At 72.4% G+C, this 20,370-nt stretch carries 19 protein-coding genes and 1 pseudogene; 11 read left to right on the top strand and 9 right to left on the bottom strand.

The window, feature by feature from the left end; genetic code table 11:
* Positions 1 to 246: 246 nt before the first annotated feature.
* A complete protein-coding gene (locus ACFZBP_RS41565; RefSeq protein WP_383459477.1) occupies positions 247 to 2,325 on the top strand; it encodes a SpoIIE family protein phosphatase in 2,079 nt (692 codons plus the stop codon).
* Between the two features lie 107 nt (positions 2,326 to 2,432).
* Here ACFZBP_RS41565 and ACFZBP_RS41560 read toward each other — a convergent pair whose 3' ends face one another.
* Positions 2,433 to 3,257 carry a putative protein N(5)-glutamine methyltransferase gene (locus tag ACFZBP_RS41560; protein WP_391421058.1) on the bottom strand — a complete coding sequence of 275 codons (825 nt, stop codon included), beginning with the start codon at positions 3,255 to 3,257 and terminating at the stop codon, positions 2,433 to 2,435.
* Between the two features lie 278 nt (positions 3,258 to 3,535).
* On the opposite strand from ACFZBP_RS41560, the gene ACFZBP_RS41555 reads away from it, so the two are divergent.
* The 3 genes from ACFZBP_RS41555 to ACFZBP_RS41545 all read left to right on the top strand — a co-directional run bounded on the left by ACFZBP_RS41555 (position 3,536) and on the right by ACFZBP_RS41545 (position 5,605).
* Entirely contained in the window at positions 3,536 to 4,141 is a 606-nt protein-coding gene (locus ACFZBP_RS41555) for a molybdopterin-dependent oxidoreductase (RefSeq protein WP_391421057.1), read from the top strand.
* 1 nt (position 4,142) lies between these two features.
* Positions 4,143 to 4,895, top strand: a complete 753-nt coding sequence (locus tag ACFZBP_RS41550; RefSeq protein ID WP_391421080.1) for an FAD-binding oxidoreductase — start codon at positions 4,143 to 4,145, stop codon at positions 4,893 to 4,895.
* Between the two features lie 125 nt (positions 4,896 to 5,020).
* Positions 5,021 to 5,605: a hypothetical protein gene (locus ACFZBP_RS41545; protein ID WP_391421056.1), complete on the top strand. Its 585-nt coding sequence runs from the start codon at positions 5,021 to 5,023 to the stop codon at positions 5,603 to 5,605.
* A 35-nt stretch (positions 5,606 to 5,640) separates the two neighbouring features.
* Here the strand turns inward: ACFZBP_RS41545 and ACFZBP_RS41540 are convergent, their stop codons facing one another.
* Positions 5,641 to 6,258: an amidohydrolase family protein gene (locus ACFZBP_RS41540; RefSeq protein WP_391421055.1), complete on the bottom strand. Its 618-nt coding sequence runs from the start codon at positions 6,256 to 6,258 to the stop codon at positions 5,641 to 5,643.
* A gap of 102 nt (positions 6,259 to 6,360) precedes the next feature.
* On the opposite strand from ACFZBP_RS41540, the gene ACFZBP_RS41535 reads away from it, so the two are divergent.
* The 3 genes from ACFZBP_RS41535 to ACFZBP_RS41525 all read left to right on the top strand — a co-directional run bounded on the left by ACFZBP_RS41535 (position 6,361) and on the right by ACFZBP_RS41525 (position 9,526).
* Positions 6,361 to 7,329 (top strand): acetylxylan esterase, encoded by a 969-nt coding sequence (locus ACFZBP_RS41535; RefSeq protein ID WP_383459493.1) that lies wholly within the window; start codon positions 6,361 to 6,363, stop codon positions 7,327 to 7,329.
* Positions 7,330 to 7,485: 156 nt separating this feature from the next.
* On the top strand, positions 7,486 to 8,652 hold the full coding sequence (locus ACFZBP_RS41530; RefSeq protein ID WP_391421054.1) for a serine hydrolase: 1,167 nt from the start codon (positions 7,486 to 7,488) through the stop codon (positions 8,650 to 8,652).
* Between the two features lie 130 nt (positions 8,653 to 8,782).
* Entirely contained in the window at positions 8,783 to 9,526 is a 744-nt protein-coding gene (locus ACFZBP_RS41525; RefSeq protein WP_391421053.1) for a GntR family transcriptional regulator, read from the top strand.
* On the opposite strand, the gene ACFZBP_RS41520 is transcribed toward ACFZBP_RS41525, so the two are convergent.
* From ACFZBP_RS41520 to ACFZBP_RS41510, 3 genes are all read right to left on the bottom strand, one after another.
* Positions 9,496 to 10,284, bottom strand: coding sequence for an acyl-CoA thioesterase domain-containing protein (locus ACFZBP_RS41520; RefSeq protein WP_391421052.1), 789 nt, complete (start codon positions 10,282 to 10,284; stop codon positions 9,496 to 9,498). The two genes, ACFZBP_RS41525 and ACFZBP_RS41520, sit on opposite strands and share 31 nt — an antisense overlap.
* Positions 10,285 to 10,355: 71 nt before the next feature.
* The gene (locus ACFZBP_RS41515) at positions 10,356 to 11,081 is read right to left on the bottom strand and encodes a methyltransferase domain-containing protein (protein WP_391421051.1); all 726 of its coding nucleotides are present in this window, start codon (positions 11,079 to 11,081) and stop codon (positions 10,356 to 10,358) included.
* 5 nt (positions 11,082 to 11,086) lie between these two features.
* Positions 11,087 to 11,644: a helix-turn-helix transcriptional regulator gene (locus ACFZBP_RS41510; protein ID WP_391421050.1), complete on the bottom strand. Its 558-nt coding sequence runs from the start codon at positions 11,642 to 11,644 to the stop codon at positions 11,087 to 11,089.
* A 70-nt stretch (positions 11,645 to 11,714) separates the two neighbouring features.
* Here ACFZBP_RS41510 and ACFZBP_RS41505 point away from each other — a divergent pair, with 70 nt between their 5' ends.
* From ACFZBP_RS41505 to ACFZBP_RS41490, 4 genes and pseudogenes are all read left to right on the top strand, one after another.
* Positions 11,715 to 12,113 (top strand): nuclear transport factor 2 family protein, encoded by a 399-nt coding sequence (locus ACFZBP_RS41505; RefSeq protein WP_391421049.1) that lies wholly within the window; start codon positions 11,715 to 11,717, stop codon positions 12,111 to 12,113.
* Positions 12,114 to 12,192: 79 nt separating this feature from the next.
* A complete protein-coding gene (locus tag ACFZBP_RS41500; protein WP_391421048.1) occupies positions 12,193 to 13,020 on the top strand; it encodes a methyltransferase in 828 nt (275 codons plus the stop codon).
* A gap of 245 nt (positions 13,021 to 13,265) precedes the next feature.
* On the top strand, positions 13,266 to 14,402 hold the full coding sequence (rho, locus tag ACFZBP_RS41495; protein ID WP_391421047.1) for a transcription termination factor Rho: 1,137 nt from the start codon (positions 13,266 to 13,268) through the stop codon (positions 14,400 to 14,402).
* Between the two features lie 93 nt (positions 14,403 to 14,495).
* A pseudogene (locus ACFZBP_RS41490) lies at positions 14,496 to 15,335 on the top strand (D-alanyl-D-alanine carboxypeptidase family protein); the annotation flags it as partial.
* A gap of 80 nt (positions 15,336 to 15,415) precedes the next feature.
* Here ACFZBP_RS41490 and ACFZBP_RS41485 read toward each other — a convergent pair.
* The 4 genes from ACFZBP_RS41485 to ACFZBP_RS41470 form a co-directional block, all read right to left on the bottom strand.
* Entirely contained in the window at positions 15,416 to 16,768 is a 1,353-nt protein-coding gene (locus ACFZBP_RS41485) for a glycosyltransferase 87 family protein (protein WP_391421046.1), read from the bottom strand.
* A complete protein-coding gene (gene mptB, locus ACFZBP_RS41480; protein WP_391421045.1) occupies positions 16,765 to 18,159 on the bottom strand; it encodes a polyprenol phosphomannose-dependent alpha 1,6 mannosyltransferase MptB in 1,395 nt (464 codons plus the stop codon). The genes ACFZBP_RS41485 and mptB overlap by 4 nt, the downstream gene beginning before the upstream one ends.
* A gap of 250 nt (positions 18,160 to 18,409) precedes the next feature.
* Positions 18,410 to 19,351: a glutaminase gene (locus ACFZBP_RS41475; RefSeq protein ID WP_391421044.1), complete on the bottom strand. Its 942-nt coding sequence runs from the start codon at positions 19,349 to 19,351 to the stop codon at positions 18,410 to 18,412.
* A gap of 56 nt (positions 19,352 to 19,407) precedes the next feature.
* Positions 19,408 to 20,370: lyase family protein (locus tag ACFZBP_RS41470; RefSeq protein WP_391421043.1), on the bottom strand; the 963-nt coding region annotated here is incomplete at its 5' end.

The raw sequence follows: 20,370 nt of genomic DNA, 5'->3' as shown, positions 1-20,370 counted from the left end.
GGGCGTGTCGGCGGACAGTTTGGCGCTCCGCCGTAGTCATGTACAGACCAAGCGAGGGGACGTGTGCTGTCTGTTCGGCCACAGTCGTCCGCCCACGTGATGACTTCGCCGTACGCCCACTCTCGTGTTGAGGGATGGTGGAGGAGAACGACCGAGGGGGCCCGGAGACGGTTGAACGCGGTAGAACAAGGGGAGTCGGCACGGGGGAACGGCGTGCCGCGAAACTGGGCGAAGGCGGTGCGTGGGATGTCTGCAGCCGAACCTCCCGTGGCCGAGGGCGACGAGCCCGTGCGCGGGCCGGTAGGGCCGAGCGGGCTGCTCGACGTGCTGGGCGTGGCCTCGGTGGTGCTGGACACCGAGGGGCGCATCGTGCTGTGGAGCCCCCAGGCGGAGGAGCTGTTCGGCTACTCGGCGCAGGAGGCGCTGGGCGAGTACGCGGCCCGGATCATGGTCCACGAGCAGTACCTGGACCTGGTCGTCAAACTCTTCGCCGACGTCATGGAGACCGGTGAGGGCTGGGCCGGGGCGTTCCCCATCCGGCGCAAGGACGGCAGCACACGGCTGGTGGAGTTCCGCAACATGCGGCTGCTGGACGACGAGGGGGACGTGTACGCGCTGGGCCTGTGCGCCGACCAGACGACGGTCCGCCGGGTGGAGCGCGACGTGGCGCTGTCGACGCGGACGATCGCGCAGGCGCCGATCGGCCTGGCCGTACTGGACACCGAGCTGCGGTACGTCTCGGTCAACGAGGCGCTGACGCAGCTCAACGGCATCTCCGCCGAGGACCATCTCGGCCGTACGCCGCGTGAGCTGCTGCCGGAGGTCGACGCCGACGTCGTCGAGGGGGCGCTGCGCGAGGTGCTGCGGACCGGGGATCCGCTCATCAACCAGCGCGTCGTGGGCCGCACCCCGGCCGACCCGGACCGGGAGCACTTCTGGTCCATCTCCCTCTACCGGCTGGAGGACACGACGGGCACGGTGCTCGGCGTCGCCGGGATGGCCGTCGACATCACCGAGCAGCACCAGGCCGCCGTGGAGGCCGAGACGGCGCGTCGGCGCCTTGCGCTCATCGCCGACGCCTCCGCCCGGATCGGCACCACCCTGGAGCTGGACCGCACGGCACGCGAGCTGGCCGACGTCGCCGTGCCGGAACTCGCCGACGTGGCGGCGGTGGATCTGCTGGAAGCCGTGGTGGAGGGCAGACGCAGCAGTCTCGGGCCCGCGGAATCGGCGGTGATCCGCGCCCTGGCCGTGCGGGCGGCACACGACACGGAGGCCCTCGACGCCGCCGACCAGCCGGGGCAGGTCGCCCGCTACGGCCCGGACCGCCTGGTCACCGAGTGCGTGCGCACCGCCAGTCCGGTGATGGTGACGCACGTCGACGAGCAGGACCTGCCGCGTATCGCCCGCTCCCCCGAGGCCGCCGTCCAGCTGGGCCGCGCGGGAGTGCACTCCTATCTGGCGGTGCCGCTGATCGCGCGCGGCGAGGTGCTCGGCGCCCTCGACCTCAAGCGCACCCGCAATCCGCTGCCGTTCAGCGAGGACGACCTGCTGCTCGCCCGTGAGCTGGCGGCCCGCGCGGCGGTGCAGATCGACAACGCCCGCTGGTACCAGAACGCCCGCGACACCGCCCTCACCCTCCAGCGCAGCCTGCTGCCCAGCCATCCGCCGGTGACCGGCGGCCTGGAGGTCGCCTCCCGCTACCAGCCCGCGGGGGCCAGCGCCGAGGTCGGCGGCGACTGGTTCGACGTGATCCCGCTGGACGGCGGCGAGACCGCGCTCGTCGTCGGCGACGTGATGGGCAGCGGCATCGACGCCGCCACGACCATGGGCCGGCTGCGCACCGCGACGCACACGCTGGCTTCCCTCGACCTGGAACCGGCCCGCCTCCTGGAGCACCTCGACAAGATCACCGAGGGCCTCGACCACTCCATCGCCACCTGCGTCTACGCCATCCACGACCCGCGGCTGCGCCAGTGCCGGATCGCCAACGCCGGACACCTGCCGCCCGTCCGTCTCCGCCCCGGCCACCCCCCGGAACTCCTCGAACTGCCCACCGGGGTACCGCTGGGCGTCGGCGGAGTCCCGTTCTCCACGACGACGATCGACCTCGAACCCGGTGACCGCCTCGTCTTCTATACGGACGGACTCGTCGAGACCCGCCAGCACCCGCTCGACGAACGCCTGGCCGCGCTGCTGGAACTTCTCGACGGCCCCGACCGCCCGCTGGAGGAGGTCTGCGACCTCCTGCTGCGCACCCTGCACCGGCCCGAGAACGCCGACGACGTGGCACTGCTCATCGCCCGAGTACTTTCCTCCGGCTGACCGGCCCGGGCCGGTGGGCGCGCCTCGGAACGCGGCGCCGTTTCCCACCACCCGACGGGACCAGCTCCGGTCCCTCGCAGCCCTGCGCAGAGCGGTGCCGCCGCCTCCTAGGGGGTGGGGAGGCCGACCACGACATTCGCGTACAGCTCGTCGGAGGCGATCAGACGCGCCGCCAGGCCGCTGCGGGTGAAGGCGTCCAGGGCCGTCGGCGCCTGGCGTTCGCTCGTCTCGACCAGGAGACAGCCGCCGGGTGCCAGCCAGCGGGGAGCCTCGGCGGCGACCCGGCGCAGCACGTCGAGCCCGTCCGGGCCGCCGTCGAGGGCGACGCGCGGTTCGTGGTCGCGGGCCTCCGCGGGCAGGAGTCCGACCTCGTCGCTGGGGACGTACGGCACGTTCGCCGCGAGGATGCCGACGCGGCCGCGCAGGCTGCCGGGCAGCGCCTCGAACAGGTCGCCCTCGTGCACCTGGCCGCCGAAGGGGGCCACGTTGCGGCGGGCGCAGCGCACCGCCGCGGTGTCGATGTCGGCGGAGTGCAGCTCGACGCCGCCGAGTGCGGCGGCCAGTGCGGCACCGACCGCGCCCGAACCGCAGCACAGGTCCACGACCACGGAGGCGTCCGGGGCATGGGCGAGGGCCTGCTCGACCAGGAACTCGGTGCGGCGGCGGGGCACGAAGACGCCGGGTTCCACGGCGATCCGCAGCCCGCGGAACTCGGCCCAGCCGAGGACGAGTTCGAGGGGCAGTCCGCTGACGCGCCGGTCCACCATCGAGGCGAGTTCGTCCGGGGTGCCGGCGGCGGCCAGGATCAACCGGGCCTCGTCCTCGGCGAAGACGCAGCCGGCGGCACGCAGCGCGGACACGACGGCGTCGGGCGTGAGCCGCGAGGGGGACGAGGAGGAAGGGGAGGAAGACGGGGAGGAGAGAGGGGGCATGGAAGCCGAGAGCCTTTCGGAAGCCGAAGGGTGCTCCCGCGGTCGCCTACTGGCGGTGACCCGCGCCGACTCGAGGTGAGAGCACCCGACCTGACACAGCGGTAATGGGTCTCACCTCCTTGGACTCCAACACGGTCGGGACGGCCCCGACCGGACGGCAACCCTACCCCAATCGACCCGGCTCGGGGCGGGTCGATGCGCGTACGGTTGAATGAACAAACACTGATCACGCTCGACCCGCGGGCCGTCGCCCACGACGGCCTGGAGGCACTCCCCGTATGAACGTCACCCGAGGCTTCACCGGACGCCCGCGCGTCCAGAACGCCGCGCTGCCGCCCGGTCAGTACGACGCGGGCGACGACTGGCCCGTCCTGTCCGCCGAGGTCACCCCCGAGCTGACGACCGCCGAGTGGACCTTCCGCGTCGACGGCCTGGTCGAGGAACCGCGCACCTGGAACTGGGAGCAGGCCCACGAGCTGCCGGCGTCCGGGTACGAGGGCGACATCCACTGTGTGACGAGCTGGTCGAAGTTCGGGGTGCGGTTCGGGGGCGTCTCGCTGGACAGCTTCCTTAATGTGGTCCGGCCCCATGTGTCCGCCACACATGCCGTCGCCTATTCACACACCGGGTACACCACCAACCTGCCGCTCGCCGACCTGACCGGCGGACGGGCCTGGATCGCCTGGGAGTACGACGGCGAGCCGCTCGCCCCGGAGCACGGCGGCCCGGCACGGCTGCTGGTGCCGCACCTGTACTTCTGGAAGAGCGCCAAGTGGATCGCGGGCCTGCGGATCCTCGACCGCGACGAGCCCGGGTTCTGGGAGCAGAACGGCTACCACGCCCGGGGCAACCCCTGGGAGGAGCAGCGGTACTCCGGTGACTGACGTGACTGCCTTCACTCCCCCGACCCGTTTCGCCGTGCCCGGGCGGATCGCCGTCAGCAACCGGGCCGCCGCGCTGTGGCAGACCGCGACGATCACCGAGATCCGCCGCGAGACCCCGCGCGCCGCCACGTTCCGGCTCGCCGTGCCGGACTGGGCGGGCCATCTGCCGGGCCAGCACCTGATGCTGCGGCTGACCGCGCGGGACGGCTATGTGGCCCAGCGCCACTACTCGATCGCGTCCGCGCCGGACGACTCCGGGCACATCGAGCTGACCCTGGACCATGTCGAGGGCGGTGAGGTGTCCGGCTGGTTCCACTCGGTGGCCGAGCCCGGTGACACGGTCGAGGTGCGCGGCCCGCTCAGCGGCTTCTTCGCCTGGCCCGGCGACCGGCCCGCCCTGCTGGTCGGCGCCGGCTCCGGTGTCGTACCGCTGATGTCGATGCTGCGCCACCACCGGGCGCGGGGTCTGGAAGTGCCGCTGCGGCTGCTGGTGTCGGCGCGCGGCCCGGAGGAGCTGATCTACGCTCGGGAGTACGGCGCGGAGACGACGTCCGTGTTCACACGGAGTGCGCCCAAGGGTGTGGCCGTGGGACGTATGGCCGCCGCACATGTGGCGCCCCTCCTGGCCGAGCAGCCTCCGGGTGGGTGGGAGGCCTATGTGTGCGGCTCCAACGGCTTCGCCGAGCACGCGTCCCGGCTGCTCGTGGCGGCCGGTCAGCCTGTGGACCGCATCCGGATCGAACGCTTCGGCTGAACGCGGTCCGCCGGTCCGCCGGTCCGCCGGTCCTCCGGTCCGTCGGTCCGTCGGTCCGGAGCGGGACCGCGTCTTTGTCCGGGATCGTCAGGAACGATGTCCTGTGTACGGGGTACCTGGACGCCATGCGATATCTGGTGCGGGACCGACACCGGCGACGCAGTTCGCTGCGGCGCCGCTCGGATGTCGTCGAGGCGTGGACGTCGGGGGTGGTGGCCGTCCTGCTCCTCGTACTGGCGCCCCTGGCCGGGGTGTTCAGTGCCTGGTGGGCCCATGACAGCGCCCGGGCGACGGCCCAGGAACAGCGCGCCGAACGCCGGCAGGTCCGGGCCGAGGTCGTCGGCAGGCTCCCCGACACGCTGCCCATGGCACATGGCGGACGGCAGCCGTCCACGAAAACGACCGTCCGCTGGGCGGAGCCGGACGGCACCGCGCGCACGGCCACGGCGCGCCTCCCGGCGGGCACACGCAGCGGCGAGACGGTCGACGTGTGGCTGGACTCCCGGGGCCGGAGCGTGGCCCCGCCTCCGGACGGCAGGGCGATCCTGCAGCACGCCATCACCATCGGTGTCTGCGCCATGGGCGGCACGGTCGGCGTGATCCTCCTGGGTCACATGGTCGTACGCCACACAGCGATGCGTCGCCGTCTGGCCGAATGGGAACGGGAGTGGGCCGCGACGGAGCCGGAGTGGACGGGCCGTCGGACATGACCTGGCATGGCATGGCCTGACCGGGGCCGCTGGGCCTACGCGGCCCCTTGCATGTGCCGGGCGATGCCGCCGTGCGTCCGTACGGCGTCCGCCAGTCCCGGAAGCCGGGGTTCGCCGCGGTCGACCAGGATCCGGCCGCCGACCACCGTGGTCCGGGCCCGGGCGGGGCCGCGGCGCAGCCAGGCCTCCACGGGATCGCTGACGGCGCGGGCCAGGGCGACCTCGTGCAGGTTCCGGACGACCAGGTCCGCGCAGGCGCCCGGCCGCAGATGGCCCAGTTCGTCGGCCCGGCCCAGGCAGCGCGCCGAGCCACGGGTGGCGATGTCGAGGGCGTCGTCGAGGCCCGCCCGGAGCGGGTAGCGGGTGGTCAGCCAGTCGAACAGGGAGCCGTTCACGGCGGGCGCGTAGGAGCGGGTGAGGTTCTGGCAGATGTGGTGGTGCGTGTTGACCAGGCCTGGGGTGCCGCGCCGTCCGGCCGCCGAGATGGTCGTGCGGGGCTCGGGCTCGCTTCCGGCCGGGCCGACGGCGGTGACCCGATCACCGGTGACGGCCAGCCAGCCGCCCGGGATCTCCCGCTCCCCGTCCACGACCAGCGGTTCGGCGACCCTGATCAGCAGCACTGTCTGGACCGGAGCTTCGACGGCAGACGTCATGGCGTCATGGCGGGCGCTTGACCGGGAGAGACCTGGCGAGTCCTCCGACCTCGCCCGTACGGTGTGATCACCCGCAGTCACTCTTCGAAAAGGCGGTCCTTCATGGCCCTGTTCGACCTTCCGCTGGACGAACTGCGCGAGTACCGCAGCAGGTCCGTCGAGCCCGAGGACTTCGACTCCTTCTGGTCCAAGACCCTCGAGGAGGCACGCGGACACGATCTGGACGCCCGCTTCGAGCCGGTCGACACGGGGCTGTCCACGGTTCGGGTGTACGACGTGACGTTCGCCGGGTTCGGCGGTCACCCGGTGAAGGGCTGGCTGCGGCTCCCCGCAGCGGCCACCGAGCCGTTGCCGCTGGTGGTGGAGTTCATCGGGTACGGCGGCGGGCGTGGGCTGCCGCACGAGAACCTGCTGTGGGCCTCCTCGGGCCGGGCGCACTTCATGATGGACACGCGCGGCCAGGGCAGCGCCTGGGGCGCCGGCGGCGGGACGCCGGACCCGGTGGGGGCCGCGCCCGCGTTCCCCGGCTTCATGACGCGGGGCATCGACGCGCCCGAGAACTACTACTACCGCCGGGTGTTCACGGACGCGGTCCGTGCCGTCGAGGCGGCCCGCTCGCATCCGCTGACCGACGCCTCGCGCACGGTCGCGATCGGTGCGAGCCAGGGCGGCGGCATCACGATCGCCGTGGGCGGCCTGGTGCCGGACCTGACGGCCGTCGCGCCGGACGTGCCGTTCCTGTGCGACTACCCGCGCGCGACGACGCTCACGGACCGCCACCCGTACCGCGAGATCGGCCTCTACCTGAAGACGCACCGGGGCCGCGCCGAGGACGTCCTGCGCACCCTGTCCTACTTCGACGGCGTCCACTTCGCGGCGCGCGGGCGGGCGCCCGCCCTGTTCTCGGCGGCCCTGGAGGACCAGACCTGCCCGCCGTCCACCGTGTTCGCGGCCTTCAACGCCTGGGCGCACGACTCCAAGGACATCGAGGTGTACGACTTCAACGACCACGAGGGCGGCGGTCCCTTCCACGAGGCGGCCAAGCTGGACTGGCTGCGCGCGCACGCCTGAGGGACGCCCGGTGCGCTGGGTGCGCAGGGCGCGCCGCGCTCGGGTGAGGTCGGCGTGTTCGACACCTTCCACCCAGTCCGACCAGTCGGTACGTTCAGGGAGCCCGGGCCGCGCTGTCGCCGCCCGGGCTTCCGGCGCAGGACGAGGGGTGGGCTCATGACGGAGCACGAGGCAGCGGTGCACGGGCACTGCGATCCGCGGTTCGCCGCGGTGCGGACGGCGTTCGAGGCGAACTTCCGGGAGCGCGGGGAGCTGGGCGCGGCCGTCGCGGTCACGGTCGGCGGTGAGACCGTGGTGGACCTGTGGGGCGGGTGGGCGGACGCGGCGCGCAGCCGCCCTTGGCAGCGGGACACGCTGGTCAACCTGTGGTCGACGACCAAGGGTCCGACGGCCCTGTGCGCGCACATCCTCGCCGACCGGGGGCTGCTCGACCTGGACGCGCCGGTGGCCGCGTACTGGCCGGAGTTCGCCGCGGCGGGCAAGGAGCAGATCCTCGTACGGCATCTGCTGTCGCACCGCGCCGGTCTGTCCGGTCTGCGCGAGCCGCACTCGCTCCAGCAGCTCTGCGACTGGGAGCTGACGACCCAGCGGCTCGCGGCGATGGAGCCGTGGTGGGCGCCGGGGACGCGGTCCGGGTATCACGCGCTCACGTACGGGTTCCTGGTCGGGGAGGTCGTGCGGCGGGTGTCGGGGCTGCTGCCCGGGGCCTTCCTGGAGCGGGAGGTGACCGGGCCGCTCGGGATCGACTTCGCGATCGGGTTGCCGCAGAAGGAGGCCGGGCGTGCGGCCGAGCTGGTGCAGCCGCCGGCCGCGTCGAGCAGTGAACAGGCGGCGATCTTCAGTCAGTTGGCGCCCGCCGCGCTCGCCGCGCTGGCCAACCCGGCGGTGGGGGCGGCGCAGGCCAACTCGCCGGAGTGGCGGGCCGCCGAGATCCCCGCCGCGAACGGACACGGCACCGCACGGGCGATCGCCGCGCTGTACGGGATCTTCGCGGGGCGAGGGACCTGCGACGGCCACCGCGTCTTGTCGCCCGAGGCCGCCGAGCGGGTCCGCGAGGGTCAGGGCAGCTGCCGTGATCTGGTGCTCGGGGCCGGGTTCGAGAACGAGACCGAGGTCGGGCTCGGCCTGTGGCTGAGCGGGGAGAACGGTTCGTACGGACCCAACCCGCGGGCTTTCGGACACGACGGGTTCGGCGGCTCGTGCGGTCTGGCGGATCCGGAGGCCGGGGTGTCGCTCGGCTATGCGATGAACCGGATGGGGCCTCATATCGCGGACGACCCGAGGAAGATGGCGCTGATCGACGCCGTGTACGGCGCTCTGTGAGCGCCGGTTCACGCGGGTCGTTTCGGCCGAAGTGACAGACCGCCCTTCCCTTCTGGTTTAGACCAATGCTTGGATCTGGTGGCGCAACGAGCCCGCACGGCTACGACACGTCACCAACAGGAGGCGCGGCATGGCCCGCACCACCCCGCACGACCGCCCCATCACCGCAGCGCAGCCGCTGTACTGGAGGATCGCCACCCTACTGCTCGGCGAGCTGCGCGACGGCACGATCCCGCCCGGTGAACGGCTGCCGGCGGAACGGCGGTTGGCGCTGCACTTCGGGGTCAGCCGGGAGACCGTACGGCAGGCCCTGGAGGTGCTGCGCCACAGCGGTCTGGTCACCACCGACCGGCGGGGCAGCCATGCCACCCTGCCCGGTCCGCCGGTCGAGACCCCCTCGACGCTCACCTTCCCGGTCGGCGCCCGCTCCACGGCCCCGGGCGCGGTGGACCGGGCGACGGTCGCCTGGGAGACTCCGCCGCCGGAGCACGCCGAGGCGCTGGGGCTCGCCCCGCACCGGCCGACCCTGGTGCACCGCTACGAGTCCGCGGGCGCCGACGGCCACGGCCGGCGTACGGCCGTCACGTCGTTCTCGGCGGTGGCGCTCGCCGAGGTGGCGGAGCTGGCCCGCTGTCGCGACCGCGCCGACGGCACCGGGTCGGCCGAGCTGCGCCGCGCCTACGACTGGATGCGCCGGGCGGGCCTCACACTGCACCACCGCGACGCCATCACCCGGCTCCCGGGCGCGCCTTCGGTGCGGGTGACCCGGCGCGTGCACGATCAGTACGCCCGCCCCCTGGAGATCACGGACCTCGTCATGGACGCCCAACAGGACGCCCTGGTCTACGAGTTCACGCTGCCGGCCGCGGGCTGAGCGCGCACGACCCTCGCCTGCCGGGCCAGCGCCAGCAACCGGCCGTCGCCCGACCAGACCGCGCTGTCGTCCACCGCCCAGCCGCCGCCCGCCTGCTCGGTACGGATCCGGACCAGGGACCAGCCCTCATGGACGCCCTCGTCGAAGGCGTCGGTCAGATGGACGGTGAGTTCCGCGGTGGGCACCGGGCGCGGGGTGCGCCAGCGGGCGTACAGGGCGGGCGGCAGGACGTCGGTGAGGGTGACGGCCGCGGGGGCGTCGAGGACGCGGCCGTCCAGGAAGCGGATCCAGGCCGTCAGCTCGGCCTTGTCGCCTCCGGCGAGCGGGAGGTCGTCGGTGGCGGGACGGATCTCCAACTGACTCGCGAAGGGCGACAGTTCGGACGGGAGGTCCAGGCGAGGGCAGTCCCGGGGTCCCGGCACGCGCGGCAGCGGACTTCCGCCGTACGACGGCCCCGGGCGCCGCGAGCCGAACAGCGCCGAGCCGTGGATGACCGGTACGCCGTTCTGGTGGCCGGTGAAGACGCAGCTCGCGGTGCGGCGGCCGACGGTGGGCGCCGCACCGGAGAACTGGAGGGGGCTGTCGGCTACCGGCGCGAGGTAGTGCGTGGTCAGCGAGCGGACCGGGTGGGCGCCGCCGGTGAAGTGGTCGCGCACGGCGGTCAGCGCGAGGGCGGCGACATGCCCGCCGTGCGCTCCTTCCCAGGACCACCACCTGGGGTCGATGCGGATCTCGGTGTCGGTCGTAGTCGCGGTCACGGGCTCACCATAACCTCGTGGGTTTGAAAAGCAAACCCACTACCGGCCCCGAGTCGGAAATTCCAACCCTCCTAGTCAGGACGGCGTGCCACCACCATCCGCACCCGCGGGCTCCCGTCCGCTCGCCGTCCGAACTCCGGCAGGACCCCGAGCTCCACCCAAAAGCCGGCCCGTTCCAGCTCGGTCCTCACCTCGCCGAGCCGGAAGGCCCGGTAGTACATGACGAAGGGCGGCCGCCACACGGCATTGCGCACCCGCATCACCGCGTCGAAGCCGAGCAGCATCCAGTACGCGGGGGACGTGGGGCGGGGTGGGGCCACGACCGGGAAGGCGAAGGTTCCGCCGGGTCGCAGCACGGCGTGGACCTGGGCGAACAGGCCCGGCAGCTCACGGGGCAGGAAGTGACCGAACGCCCCGAAGCTCACCACGAGGTCGAAGGCCGAGGTGAACGGCAGGGCGCGGGCGTCCGCACGCACCCAGGCGACACGCGCGCCCCCGGCAACCACCTGACGCCGGGCGACATCGAGCATTCCGGCACTGAAGTCGACCCCGGTGACGCCGCGCCGGCACACCTCGGCCAGTACCTCCACGCCGGCTCCGGTCCCGCAGCACAGGTCGAGGCCGTCGTCGTACGGGCCGATCCGGTCGAGGGCGGTCGCGACGGCGGTGAGGACCGACTCCGGCGTGCGGAACGGGGTGTGGTCGAACTTGGGGGCGAGCAGGTCGTAGCCGCGCTCGACGGACGACAGGGCCTGGACGGCGAGTTCCCTCAGGGAGGGGCCTTCGGGGCTGAACATCCGCGTCACTCCGCGGCGACGCGTTGCTTCAGAACGGCCAGAACGCGCTCGCACCAGCGCAGGTTCTCCTCCTCGAAGGAAATGCCGCGCATCAGCGTCAGATACGGTCCGACGCGGTCGGACTCGCGCAGGAACTCGTCCTCGGTGCGTCCGTCGAGGAGGCGGTCGCGGACGCGGGCGTAGCGGTCGAGTTTGCCGCGCGCCCACGTCATGCGCTCCTCGATCAGGGCCTGGGTGGCCTCGGGGTCCTCCATGGCCTGGAGCTTGATCAGGAGTTCGTCGCGGACGGCCGTGGGCCGCCGGGGCGGCTCGGCGGCGAAGGTGCGCAGGTCCTCGCGGCCTGCCTCGGTGAGGGTGAACATCCGCTTGTTCGGCCGACGCTCCTGCCGCACGAACCGGGCCTCGACGAGGCCGTCCTGCGCGAGGCGTTCCAGCTCCCGGTAGAGCTGCTGCGGGGTCGCGGGCCAGAAGTTGGCGAACGACACGTCGAAGGCCTTGGACAGCTCGTAGCCCGAGGCCTCGCCCTCCAGGAGGGCGGCGAGGACGGCGTACTTGAGGGACATGTGGACACCGTAACAGCAGGTGATTATTCTCAACGGCACCTACTCAACTAGTTTACTATGAGGTGATCCGATGCACGCGTTCCGCGAGGCGGTCGAGGCAGGCGACTTCGAGGCCGTGGAGGCCCTGCTGGCCGAGGACGTCGTCTTCACCAGCCCGGTCGTGTTCAAGCCGTACCCCGGCAAGGCCATCACGGCGGCCATCCTGCGCGGGGTGGTGCGGGTCTTCGAGGACTTCCGCTATGTGCGGGAGATCAACGACCCCGGCGGCCGCGACCACGCGCTGGTCTTCACCGCGCGCGTGGGCGACCGGGAGATCACCGGCTGCGACTTCCTCCGGGTGAACGAGGACGGGCTGATCGACGACTTCATGGTCATGGTCCGCCCGCTGTCCGGCGCGCAGGCGCTGGCCGAGGCGATGGGGGCGCAGTTCGAGCAGATCGCGAAGGAGGCGGAGGCGCGCTTGGTGTGACGGCCCCCGCACATCCGGAAGGTGCTCGTGTCCGGAATTCCCGCCGCCGCGCGTGACCCGTTCGCGGTTGGATGTCCTCATGAGCACCGACGAGCACGCGCGGATGATGTCGGCCAACCAGGCGAACTGGGACGCCCGCACGCCCGTCCATCTCGCGAGCCGGTTCTACGGCCTCGACCAGGATCTCGATCCCGCGCGCTGGTTCGCCTCCTTCGAGTGGGACGACCTCGGTGAGCTGGCCGGTCGCGATGTGCTCCATCTCCAGTGCCACCTCGGCACCGAGACGATCGCCTTCGCGCAGCGCGGGGCGCGGGCCGTCGGCCTGGACTTCTCCGCGGCGTCCGTGACCGCCGCGAACGCGATCGCCGAGAAGGCGGGGCTCGACGTCACCTACGTACAGGCCAATGTGTACGACGCCGTGACGGCCCTGGGCGGGCGGCAGTTCGACGTGGTGTACACCGGCAAGGGCGCGCTGTGCTACCTGCCGGACCTGGACCGCTGGGCCGGCGTCGTGGCCCAACTCCTGCGTCCCGGTGGCCGGTTGTACCTCGTCGAGTTCCATCCGCTGCTCAACTCCCTCGGCCCGAAACCCGGTCCGGGCGAGGGGCCCGAGCTGCTGCTGCGCCACGACTACCTGGGCGGCGGCGGCCCCGTGCACCGGGACGCGACGCACACCTACACCGACGGTCCTGCCGTCGAGGGCGCCACCGACAGCTACGAGTGGATGCACGGAACAAGCGAGGTCGTCAACGCGTTGGTGGAAGCAGGACTCACCATCCGGCGCCTCGCGGAGAGCGACGAGCTGCCCTGGCCGCGCTGGCCGCAGATGGTGCGTACGGCGTCCGGATGGTGGCGGCTTCCCGAGCCCCGCATCCCCCTGCTGTACGGACTGCTCGCCACGCGCTGAACCGCCGTGGTACCGTCTAGACAGCACATGTGTACGCCCGGTCCTGGGCGCCGGTGCTGTCTCACCTTCAGTTCGCCGGTCGTACCGGCATCACCTCACCACCTCGTGACCAGTGGTCCCGCCGTATCCGAGGTGCTGTTCTCCCGCCGCCCGAAGGCGATCTGACCGCCTTCCCGAAGTCCGCGGCACCCTCCCCTTCCCCCTGCATGTCCCATGCCTTCCGTCCGTGAAAGGACCGAACTCTCATGACCACCACACTCGAACTCCCTCCAGTCCAGCAGCAGCCCCCGGCCCGGGCCGTCACCGGTGTCCTCGACATCGACGCGAGCGGGAAGGGCCACCTGCGCGCCGAGCACCTGCTGCCCTCCCCCGCCGACCCGCACGTCTCCCCCGCCCTGATCCGCCGCCACGGCCTGCGCAAGGGCGACCTGGTCGACGGCGTGCACGGCGACCGGCGCGCGCTCACCGAAGTCGCCCGCGTCAACGGCCGTGCCCCCGACAGGAACCGCCGCGGCTTCGGCGAGCTGACGCCGCTTCACCCGCGTGAGCGGATCCGGCTCGAACACCCGGCGTCCGGCCTGACCGGGCGGGTCGCCGATCTGATCGCGCCCGTCGGCAAGGGCCAGCGCGGGCTGATCGTGGCCCCACCCAAGACCGGCAAGACCGTGCTGCTCCAGCAGATCGCGGCGGCCGTCACCGGCAACCACCCGGAGTGCCGGCTGATGGTGGTGCTCCTCGACGAGCGCCCCGAGGAAGTCACCGACATGCGGCGCTCGGTGCGCGGCGAGGTGTACGCCTCGACCTTCGACCGGGCACCCAGGCAGCACATCGCGCTCGCCGAACTCGTCATCGAACGGGCCAAGCGGCTCGTGGAGGCGGGCGAGGACGTCGTCATCCTGCTCGACTCCCTGACCCGGCTCTGCCGGGCGCACAACAACGCGGCCGCGGCCGGTGGCCGCACCCTGAGCGGCGGCGTCGACGCGGCCGCGCTGCAGGGGCCGAAGCGGTTCTTCGGCGCCGCGCGCCTGGCCGAGGAGGGCGGTTCGCTCACCATCCTCGCCACCGCTCTGGTGGAGACCGGCTCCCGGGCCGACGACTTCTACTTCGAGGAGCTGAAGAGCACGGGCAACATGGAGCTGCGGCTGAGCCGGGACCTCGCCTCCCGCCGCGTCTTCCCCGCCGTCGACATCAACCCCTCCGGCACCCGCCGCGAGGAACTCCTCCTGCCTCCGGCCGAGTTGACCGCCGTACAGGGCCTGCGCCGGGCGCTGCAGACCCGGGACGGCCAGTCCCACCTGGAGACACTCCTGGAGCGGATGCGCGAGACACCGGACAACGCCACGTTCCTCCGCCGGATCCAGCCGACTCTGCCCGGCGGATGACACGTCCCGGAGGGATCGCCCGTACGGGTGCAGGCGCACCCCGACCGGCCCGGGCAGCGCGCTGTACGGCGGGACCCTTCCTACGTTGACGGTATGAAGATCGGATTTACTACCCGGGCTCTCGTGTCCACCTGCGCGCTGTGCGCGGCCGGCCTGCTGGCGCTCGCGCCGGCCACCGCGGTCGCCCGCACCGGGCAGGACGCCGACCCGCCCGGCGGGCACCGGGCCGTCACACCACAGCCCGCGCTGCTGTACCGGTCCGGCCCTCATGTGCGGCCCCATGCCGACGCGCCCCGGCTTCCCCGCCCCTCCGCGCTGTCGTGGCTGGTGGCCGACGCCGACTCCGGCGAGGTGCTCGCCGCGTACAACGCGCACCGCAGGCTGCCACCGGCCAGCACCCTCAAGACGCTGTTCGCCCTCACCGTGCTGCCGACCCTGCCCGGCGGCATCCGGCACACGGTACGTGAGGAGGAGCTCGCCGGGATCGGGCCGGGCAGCAGTCTGGTCGGGGTCGCCGAGGGGCACACGTACCGGATCGCCGATCTGTGGCGCGGCGTGTTCCTGAGCTCCGGCAACGACGCCGTGCGGGTGCTGGCCGCGCTGAACGGCGGCTGGCGCGAGACCGCCACCCGGATGCAGACCAAGGCCCGTGCCCTGGGCGCGCTCGACACGCGTGTGGTGTCGCCGGACGGCTATGACACACCCGGTCAGGTGTCGTCGGCGTACGACCTGGCGGTGTTCGGCCGGGCGGGGCTGCGCAACGCGGAGTTCGCGCGGTACTGCGGCACGGCGGTGGCCAGGTTTCCCGGCCGGGGCGGCGGCTGGTCGTACGAGATCCGCAACACCAACCGGCTGTTGACCGGCGCGGACGGCGTGGACCGGTACCCGGGCCTGATCGGCGTCAAGAACGGCTACACCAGCAATGCGGGCAACACACTGGTCGCCGCCGCCCGCCGGGGTGAGCGCACACTCGTCGTCACGGTGATGAACCCCCGGGCGGGCGGGTTCGCCGTCTACGAGGAGGCGGGCGAGCTGCTCGACTGGGGGTTCGGGGCGGCGGGACGCGTCGAGCCGGTGGGGTCGCTGGACGCCTTGCGAGCCAGACCGAGGCCCGGTCCGGTGACCTTGCCGGTGGCCGCCGCGGTGGAACCCGAGGGCAGGGCCGGCTGGCCGGAGGCCTTCGCGATCGTGGGCGCCGCCGGGATGGGGGCGGGTGCCGTGTCGCTGGTGACGCGCGGCAGGGTCGAGCCGTCGACGCCGGACTGACCGACCGGCAGCCACACCAGCAGGCCGAGCGTGATCCAGACGTAGGCGTTGCTGCCGACGAAGCCGTCGACACCGGACGCGTCGTCGAACCACAGCCACACCACGCTGGTGCACAACACGGCGTACAGCGCGGCGGCGATCCGCAGGCGTCCGGCGCGGACCAGGACGGCGAAGGACGGCAGCAGCCAGACCAGGTGGTGGACCCAGGTGATCGGGCTGACGAGGCACGCGGTCAGCCCGGTCAGCGCGAACGCGGCCGTCCAGTCCCCCGCCACGACCGCCCGGCGCGTGCGCGCCACCCAGACGCCCAGGACCAGCAGGACCACCACCGCCCACACCGCGCGGCTGGAGACGTCGAGGCGGGCCAGGACGCCCTGCAGCGACTGGTTGGAGACGTAGTCGAGACGCCCCACGCGGGTGGTGTCCCACATCGCGTGCGTCCAGTAGAAGCGGGACGCGTCGGGGACCACCCAGGCCGCCAGTGCCGTGGCGGCGGCTGCGACGCCGGCGGCCACGGCCGCCGCTCGCCGGCGCCGGGCCACCAGCAGCAGGCCGATGAACGCGGCCGGCGTCAGCTTGATCGCCGCCGCCAGGCCGATGCCCACGCCCGCCCAGCGCTCCCGGCCCGACGCCAGCAACCAGCAGTCGAGCAGCACGAGGGCCAGCAGCAGGATGTTCACCTGGCCGAAGCTGAAGGTGTCCCGCAGCGGTTCGAACAGGGCCAGCCCGCACACCGCCAACGCGCCGCCGTACCAGCCGTACCGCCGCCAGGCCCGTCCCGCCAGCACCCGCAGCGCGAACGCCAGGGCCGCCAGGTTGAGCAGCAGCGCCACCGCGATCGCGACCTGCAGCCCGACCAGCGCCATGGGCAGCATGACGACGGCCGCGAACGGCGGGTAGGTGAAGCCGTACGTGGTGCCGGGCACCCGGTAGTCGTAGATACGGCCGCCGTGGTGGATCCAGCTGTCGACGGTGCCGTGGTAGACGCGCAGGTCGAACCAGTCGCGCAGCAGCGGCACGGTCGCGGTGAAGACGGTCACGGCGGCGGCGAGGACCAGGACCAGAGCCAGCCGCCCAGGCTCGGTGCGGGGCAGCTTCATGCGGTGCGCTCCAACGCCGGGGCCTGCGCCGCGAGATGCGCCTGCCACAGGACGACCACGGCGAGTACGCCCCCGGAGACCGCCAGCACCAGCTGACCGGCGTCCGCCGAACCGCCGCTGGGCAGCACGGCCAGCGCCAGCACGCCCGTCACTGTGGCCACCCGGTGCCGTACCGACGTGCTGGGCGCCGCCGCGGCGATGAGGAACAGGCCCCACAGGGCGTACCAGGGGCGGATCGCCGGTCCGAACGCGGCCACGGCCGCCAGGCTCAGACCGAGCGCGTACACCGGGCGCGGACGCCAGCGCCACCATATGAGGAGCACCAGGACGGCCGTGAGCACGAGGCCGAAGACGTGCCACACCGGGACGGCCAGCGGTGCCAGATCGCTGCCGATCCTGGTCAGCAGTGACTCGGTGGCCCGGCCGAGAAGGCTGGTGAGGGCCCAGTTCTGCGGGGATACAGGGGTGTCCAGGGCGCCTATCCAGCCGTAGCCCGTGCCCGCCACGGCCGTCGCGGCCACCGTGGTGGCGGCGGACGCGGTCGCCGTGCCCAGGACGGCCTTCGCCGGGTGGCGGCCGGAGCGCATCTGGAGCAGGACGACCGCGGCGAGGCCCAGCGCGGCGGGCGCCTTGACGAGCGCGGCGAGCGTGACGAGTACGGCACCCAGGACCGGCCACCGGCCGAGCGCCGCTACCAGACCGGCGCCGAGCAGACCGAGCATGATCGCGTCGTTGTGCGCGCCCGCGACCAGGTGCAGCAGCACGAGCGGGTTCAGGGCGCCCAGCCACAGCGCGGCGGCCGGGTCGGCGCCGCTGTGCCGGGCGAGGCGCGGCAGGGCGGCCGCCATCAGGGCGACGCCGAGCAGTGCTATGAGCCTCATGCCGAGCAGTCCGGCGGGGAGTTCACCCCGGGTCAGCGCGGACAGGGCGGAGGCGACGCCGAGGAACACCGGGCCGTACGGGGCGCCCGTGTGCCGCCACAGCGGGGCGACCTCGTCCGCGAGCGGGCCGCCGAGATGGGCGGGACCGTACGCGTAGACGTCGATGTGCGCGTCGACCATGGCCCCTTGCGCCAGGTAGCTGTACACGTCCCGGCTGAACAGCGGCGGCGCGATCAGCAGCGGGGTTGCCCATACGGCCAGCACCAGCAGCAGGGCGCGTGGCGTTGGCGGGTCGGCGCTGCGCACGAGGCGGCCGAGGAGCAGCCAGGCCACTATCAGCAGGACGACGCCGAAGTACACGCCGACCAGGCCGAGGGCGGCGTGCACCGAGCTCGGGGCCAGGAGTTCCCGGACCGGCAGGGCGCCGGCCGTCTCACCGCCCAGGGCGAGGAAGGCGGTGCCGGACAGACCTAGGATCTGGCAGCGGCGGAGATCGAGGGGGAAAGCCATGGCCAACACTCGGTCAGCGTGTCAACGTCGGGTGGCTCTGAGTTGACGCGGGGCCCTCCGGAGGGAAGCGGAAGTGTGTCCGGCCGGTGATCAGGTGCGGGGCGTCGCGGGCCGCTACTCGTCTGCCTGGTTGACGTGGTTCGCAGGGTGCGGGCGGCTCTGGGGCTGGTCGCGCCCACGCGGCGGAGGCGCAGATCGACACAGCCCCGCGCCCCTCAGGGAATCGCCGCGCCCCAGCCAGAAAGTTCTGTCAGAACACTGACAGGCCTGTCAGCGTCGTGAAGCGGTCGAGCGCTGCTACTCCTGCCACCGAATTGCCGCGCTCGTCCAGGCCGGGGCTCCAGACGCACAGGGTGCAGCGGCCCGGTACGACCGCGATGATGCCACCGCCGACGCCGCTCTTGCCGGGGAGGCCGACCCGGTAGGCGAACTCGCCTGCGGCGTCGTAGGTGCCGCAGGTCAGCATGACCGCGTTGACCTGTTTGGCCTGGCTGCGGGTGAGGAGGCGGGTGTCGTCGGCGCGGACGCCGTGGCGGGCGAGGAAGGTGGTGGCGAGGGCGAGGTCGGCGCAGGAGGCCTTGATCGAGCACTGGCGGAAGTACTGGTCGAGCAGGACCGGTACGGGGTTGTCGATGTTGCCGTAGGACGCCATGAAATGGGCGAGGGCGGCGTTGCGGTCGCCGTGTGTGGACTCGGAGGCGGCGACGTCCTTGTCGAAGTCGAGGGCCGGGTTGCCGCTCTCGGCGCGCAGGAAGGACAGGAGTTCGCCCGCCGCGTCTCCGGTACGGGTCTGGAGGCGGTCGGTGACGACGAGGGCGCCCGCGTTGATGAACGGGTTGCGGGGGATGCCGTTCTCGTACTCCAGCTGGACCAGGGAGTTGAAGGGGTTGCCGGAGGGCTCGCGGCCCACGTGTTCCCAGAGGGCGTCGCCCTCGCGGGCCAGGTCGAGCGCGAGGGTGAAGACCTTGGTGATGGACTGCGTGGAGAACGGCTCGCGCCAGTCCCCCACGCCGTACACCGTGCCGTCGAGTTCCGCGACGGCCATGCCGAAGCGGCGCGGGTCGCAGGCCGCGAGTGCCGGGATGTAGTCGGCGGGGCGGCCGCGGCCGGGGGTCCGCTCGATCTCCTCCGCGATGCGCTCCAGGATCGGCTGGAAGGTCAGTGACGACGTCGACGCTGCCATGATCACCATTGTGCCTTCCCGCCGCTCCCGGCGCGCATCCCGCGGTGAGGGGTTGTTCCGGCTGGTCAGGCCAGGGTCTGGCCGCTGCCGGCGACGACTTCCGGGCGGAGCAGGTCGGCGAGGGTCTCGGCGGGCAACAGGCCCTTCTCCAGGACGAGTTCGGCCACGCCCCGGCCGCTGACGAGAGCCTCCTTGGCGATGTCGGTGGCCGCCGTGTACCCGATGTGCGGGTTCAGAGCAGTCACCAGCCCGATCGAGTTCTCCACGCTGCGGCGCAGCGCCTCGGTGTTGGCGGTGATGCCGTCCACGCAGCGCTCGGCCAGGGTCAGACAGGCCGCCCGCAGATGGGTGATCGACTCCGACAGGGAGTGCAGGATGACCGGCTCGAAGGCGTTGAGCTGGAGCTGTCCGGCCTCGGCGGCCATGGTGATGGCGACGTCGTTGCCGATCACCTCGAAGGCGACCTGGTTGACGACCTCGGGGATCACCGGGTTGACCTTGCCGGGCATGATCGACGAACCGGCCTGCACCGGCGGCAGATTGATCTCACCCAGGCCCGCGCGTGGCCCGGACGACAGCAGACGCAGATCGTTGCAGCTCTTGCTGAGCTTGACGGCGATCCGCTTGAGCACGCCGGACATCTGGACGAACGCGCCGCAGTCCTGCGTCGCCTCGACCAGGTTCGCGGCGGTGACCAGCGGCAGCCCGGTGATCTCGGCGAGATGGCGGCGAGCGGCCTCGGCGTATCCGGCGGGAGCGTTGAGACCGGTACCGATGGCCGTGGCACCCAGATTGATCTCATGGATCAACTCGACTGCCTCGGCAAGACGGGACCGGTCCTCGTCCATCATGACGGCGTACGCGGAGAACTCCTGCCCCAGCGTCATCGGCACCGCGTCCTGCAACTGTGTACGGCCCATCTTCAGCACGTCACGGAACTCGACGGCCTTGCGGGCGAAGGAGTCCTGCAGCACGGACATCGCCCTCAGCAGCCCCCGCACCGCGAACACCGTCGCGACCTTCACAGC

The organism is Streptomyces sp. NPDC008086 (assembly GCF_042957325.1).
Taxonomy (GTDB): Bacteria; Actinomycetota; Actinomycetes; order Streptomycetales; family Streptomycetaceae; genus Streptomyces.
The sequence above is the reverse complement of the archived record's forward strand: the minus strand, read 5'-3'. Positions and strand labels throughout refer to the sequence as shown.

Bases quoted from the DNA above. Each gene is read 5' to 3' on its own strand.
- ACFZBP_RS41560 (WP_391421058.1), bottom strand. From the start codon at position 3,257: ATGCCCCCTCTCTCCTCCCCGTCTTCCTCCCCTTCCTCCTCGTCCCCC.
- rho (WP_391421047.1), top strand. From the start codon at position 13,266: ATGACCACCACACTCGAACTCCCTCCAGTCCAGCAGCAGCCCCCGGCC.
- ACFZBP_RS41485 (WP_391421046.1), bottom strand. From the start codon at position 16,768: ATGAAGCTGCCCCGCACCGAGCCTGGGCGGCTGGCTCTGGTCCTGGTC.
- ACFZBP_RS41525 (WP_391421053.1), top strand. From the start codon at position 8,783: ATGGCCCGCACCACCCCGCACGACCGCCCCATCACCGCAGCGCAGCCG.
- ACFZBP_RS41505 (WP_391421049.1), top strand. From the start codon at position 11,715: ATGCACGCGTTCCGCGAGGCGGTCGAGGCAGGCGACTTCGAGGCCGTG.
- ACFZBP_RS41475 (WP_391421044.1), bottom strand. From the start codon at position 19,351: ATGGTGATCATGGCAGCGTCGACGTCGTCACTGACCTTCCAGCCGATC.
- ACFZBP_RS41515 (WP_391421051.1), bottom strand. From the start codon at position 11,081: ATGTTCAGCCCCGAAGGCCCCTCCCTGAGGGAACTCGCCGTCCAGGCC.
- ACFZBP_RS41555 (WP_391421057.1), top strand. From the start codon at position 3,536: ATGAACGTCACCCGAGGCTTCACCGGACGCCCGCGCGTCCAGAACGCC.
- ACFZBP_RS41540 (WP_391421055.1), bottom strand. From the start codon at position 6,258: ATGACGTCTGCCGTCGAAGCTCCGGTCCAGACAGTGCTGCTGATCAGG.
- mptB (WP_391421045.1), bottom strand. From the start codon at position 18,159: ATGGCTTTCCCCCTCGATCTCCGCCGCTGCCAGATCCTAGGTCTGTCC.
- ACFZBP_RS41545 (WP_391421056.1), top strand. From the start codon at position 5,021: ATGCGATATCTGGTGCGGGACCGACACCGGCGACGCAGTTCGCTGCGG.
- ACFZBP_RS41565 (WP_383459477.1), top strand. From the start codon at position 247: ATGTCTGCAGCCGAACCTCCCGTGGCCGAGGGCGACGAGCCCGTGCGC.
- ACFZBP_RS41530 (WP_391421054.1), top strand. From the start codon at position 7,486: ATGACGGAGCACGAGGCAGCGGTGCACGGGCACTGCGATCCGCGGTTC.
- ACFZBP_RS41510 (WP_391421050.1), bottom strand. From the start codon at position 11,644: ATGTCCCTCAAGTACGCCGTCCTCGCCGCCCTCCTGGAGGGCGAGGCC.
- ACFZBP_RS41535 (WP_383459493.1), top strand. From the start codon at position 6,361: ATGGCCCTGTTCGACCTTCCGCTGGACGAACTGCGCGAGTACCGCAGC.
- ACFZBP_RS41500 (WP_391421048.1), top strand. From the start codon at position 12,193: ATGAGCACCGACGAGCACGCGCGGATGATGTCGGCCAACCAGGCGAAC.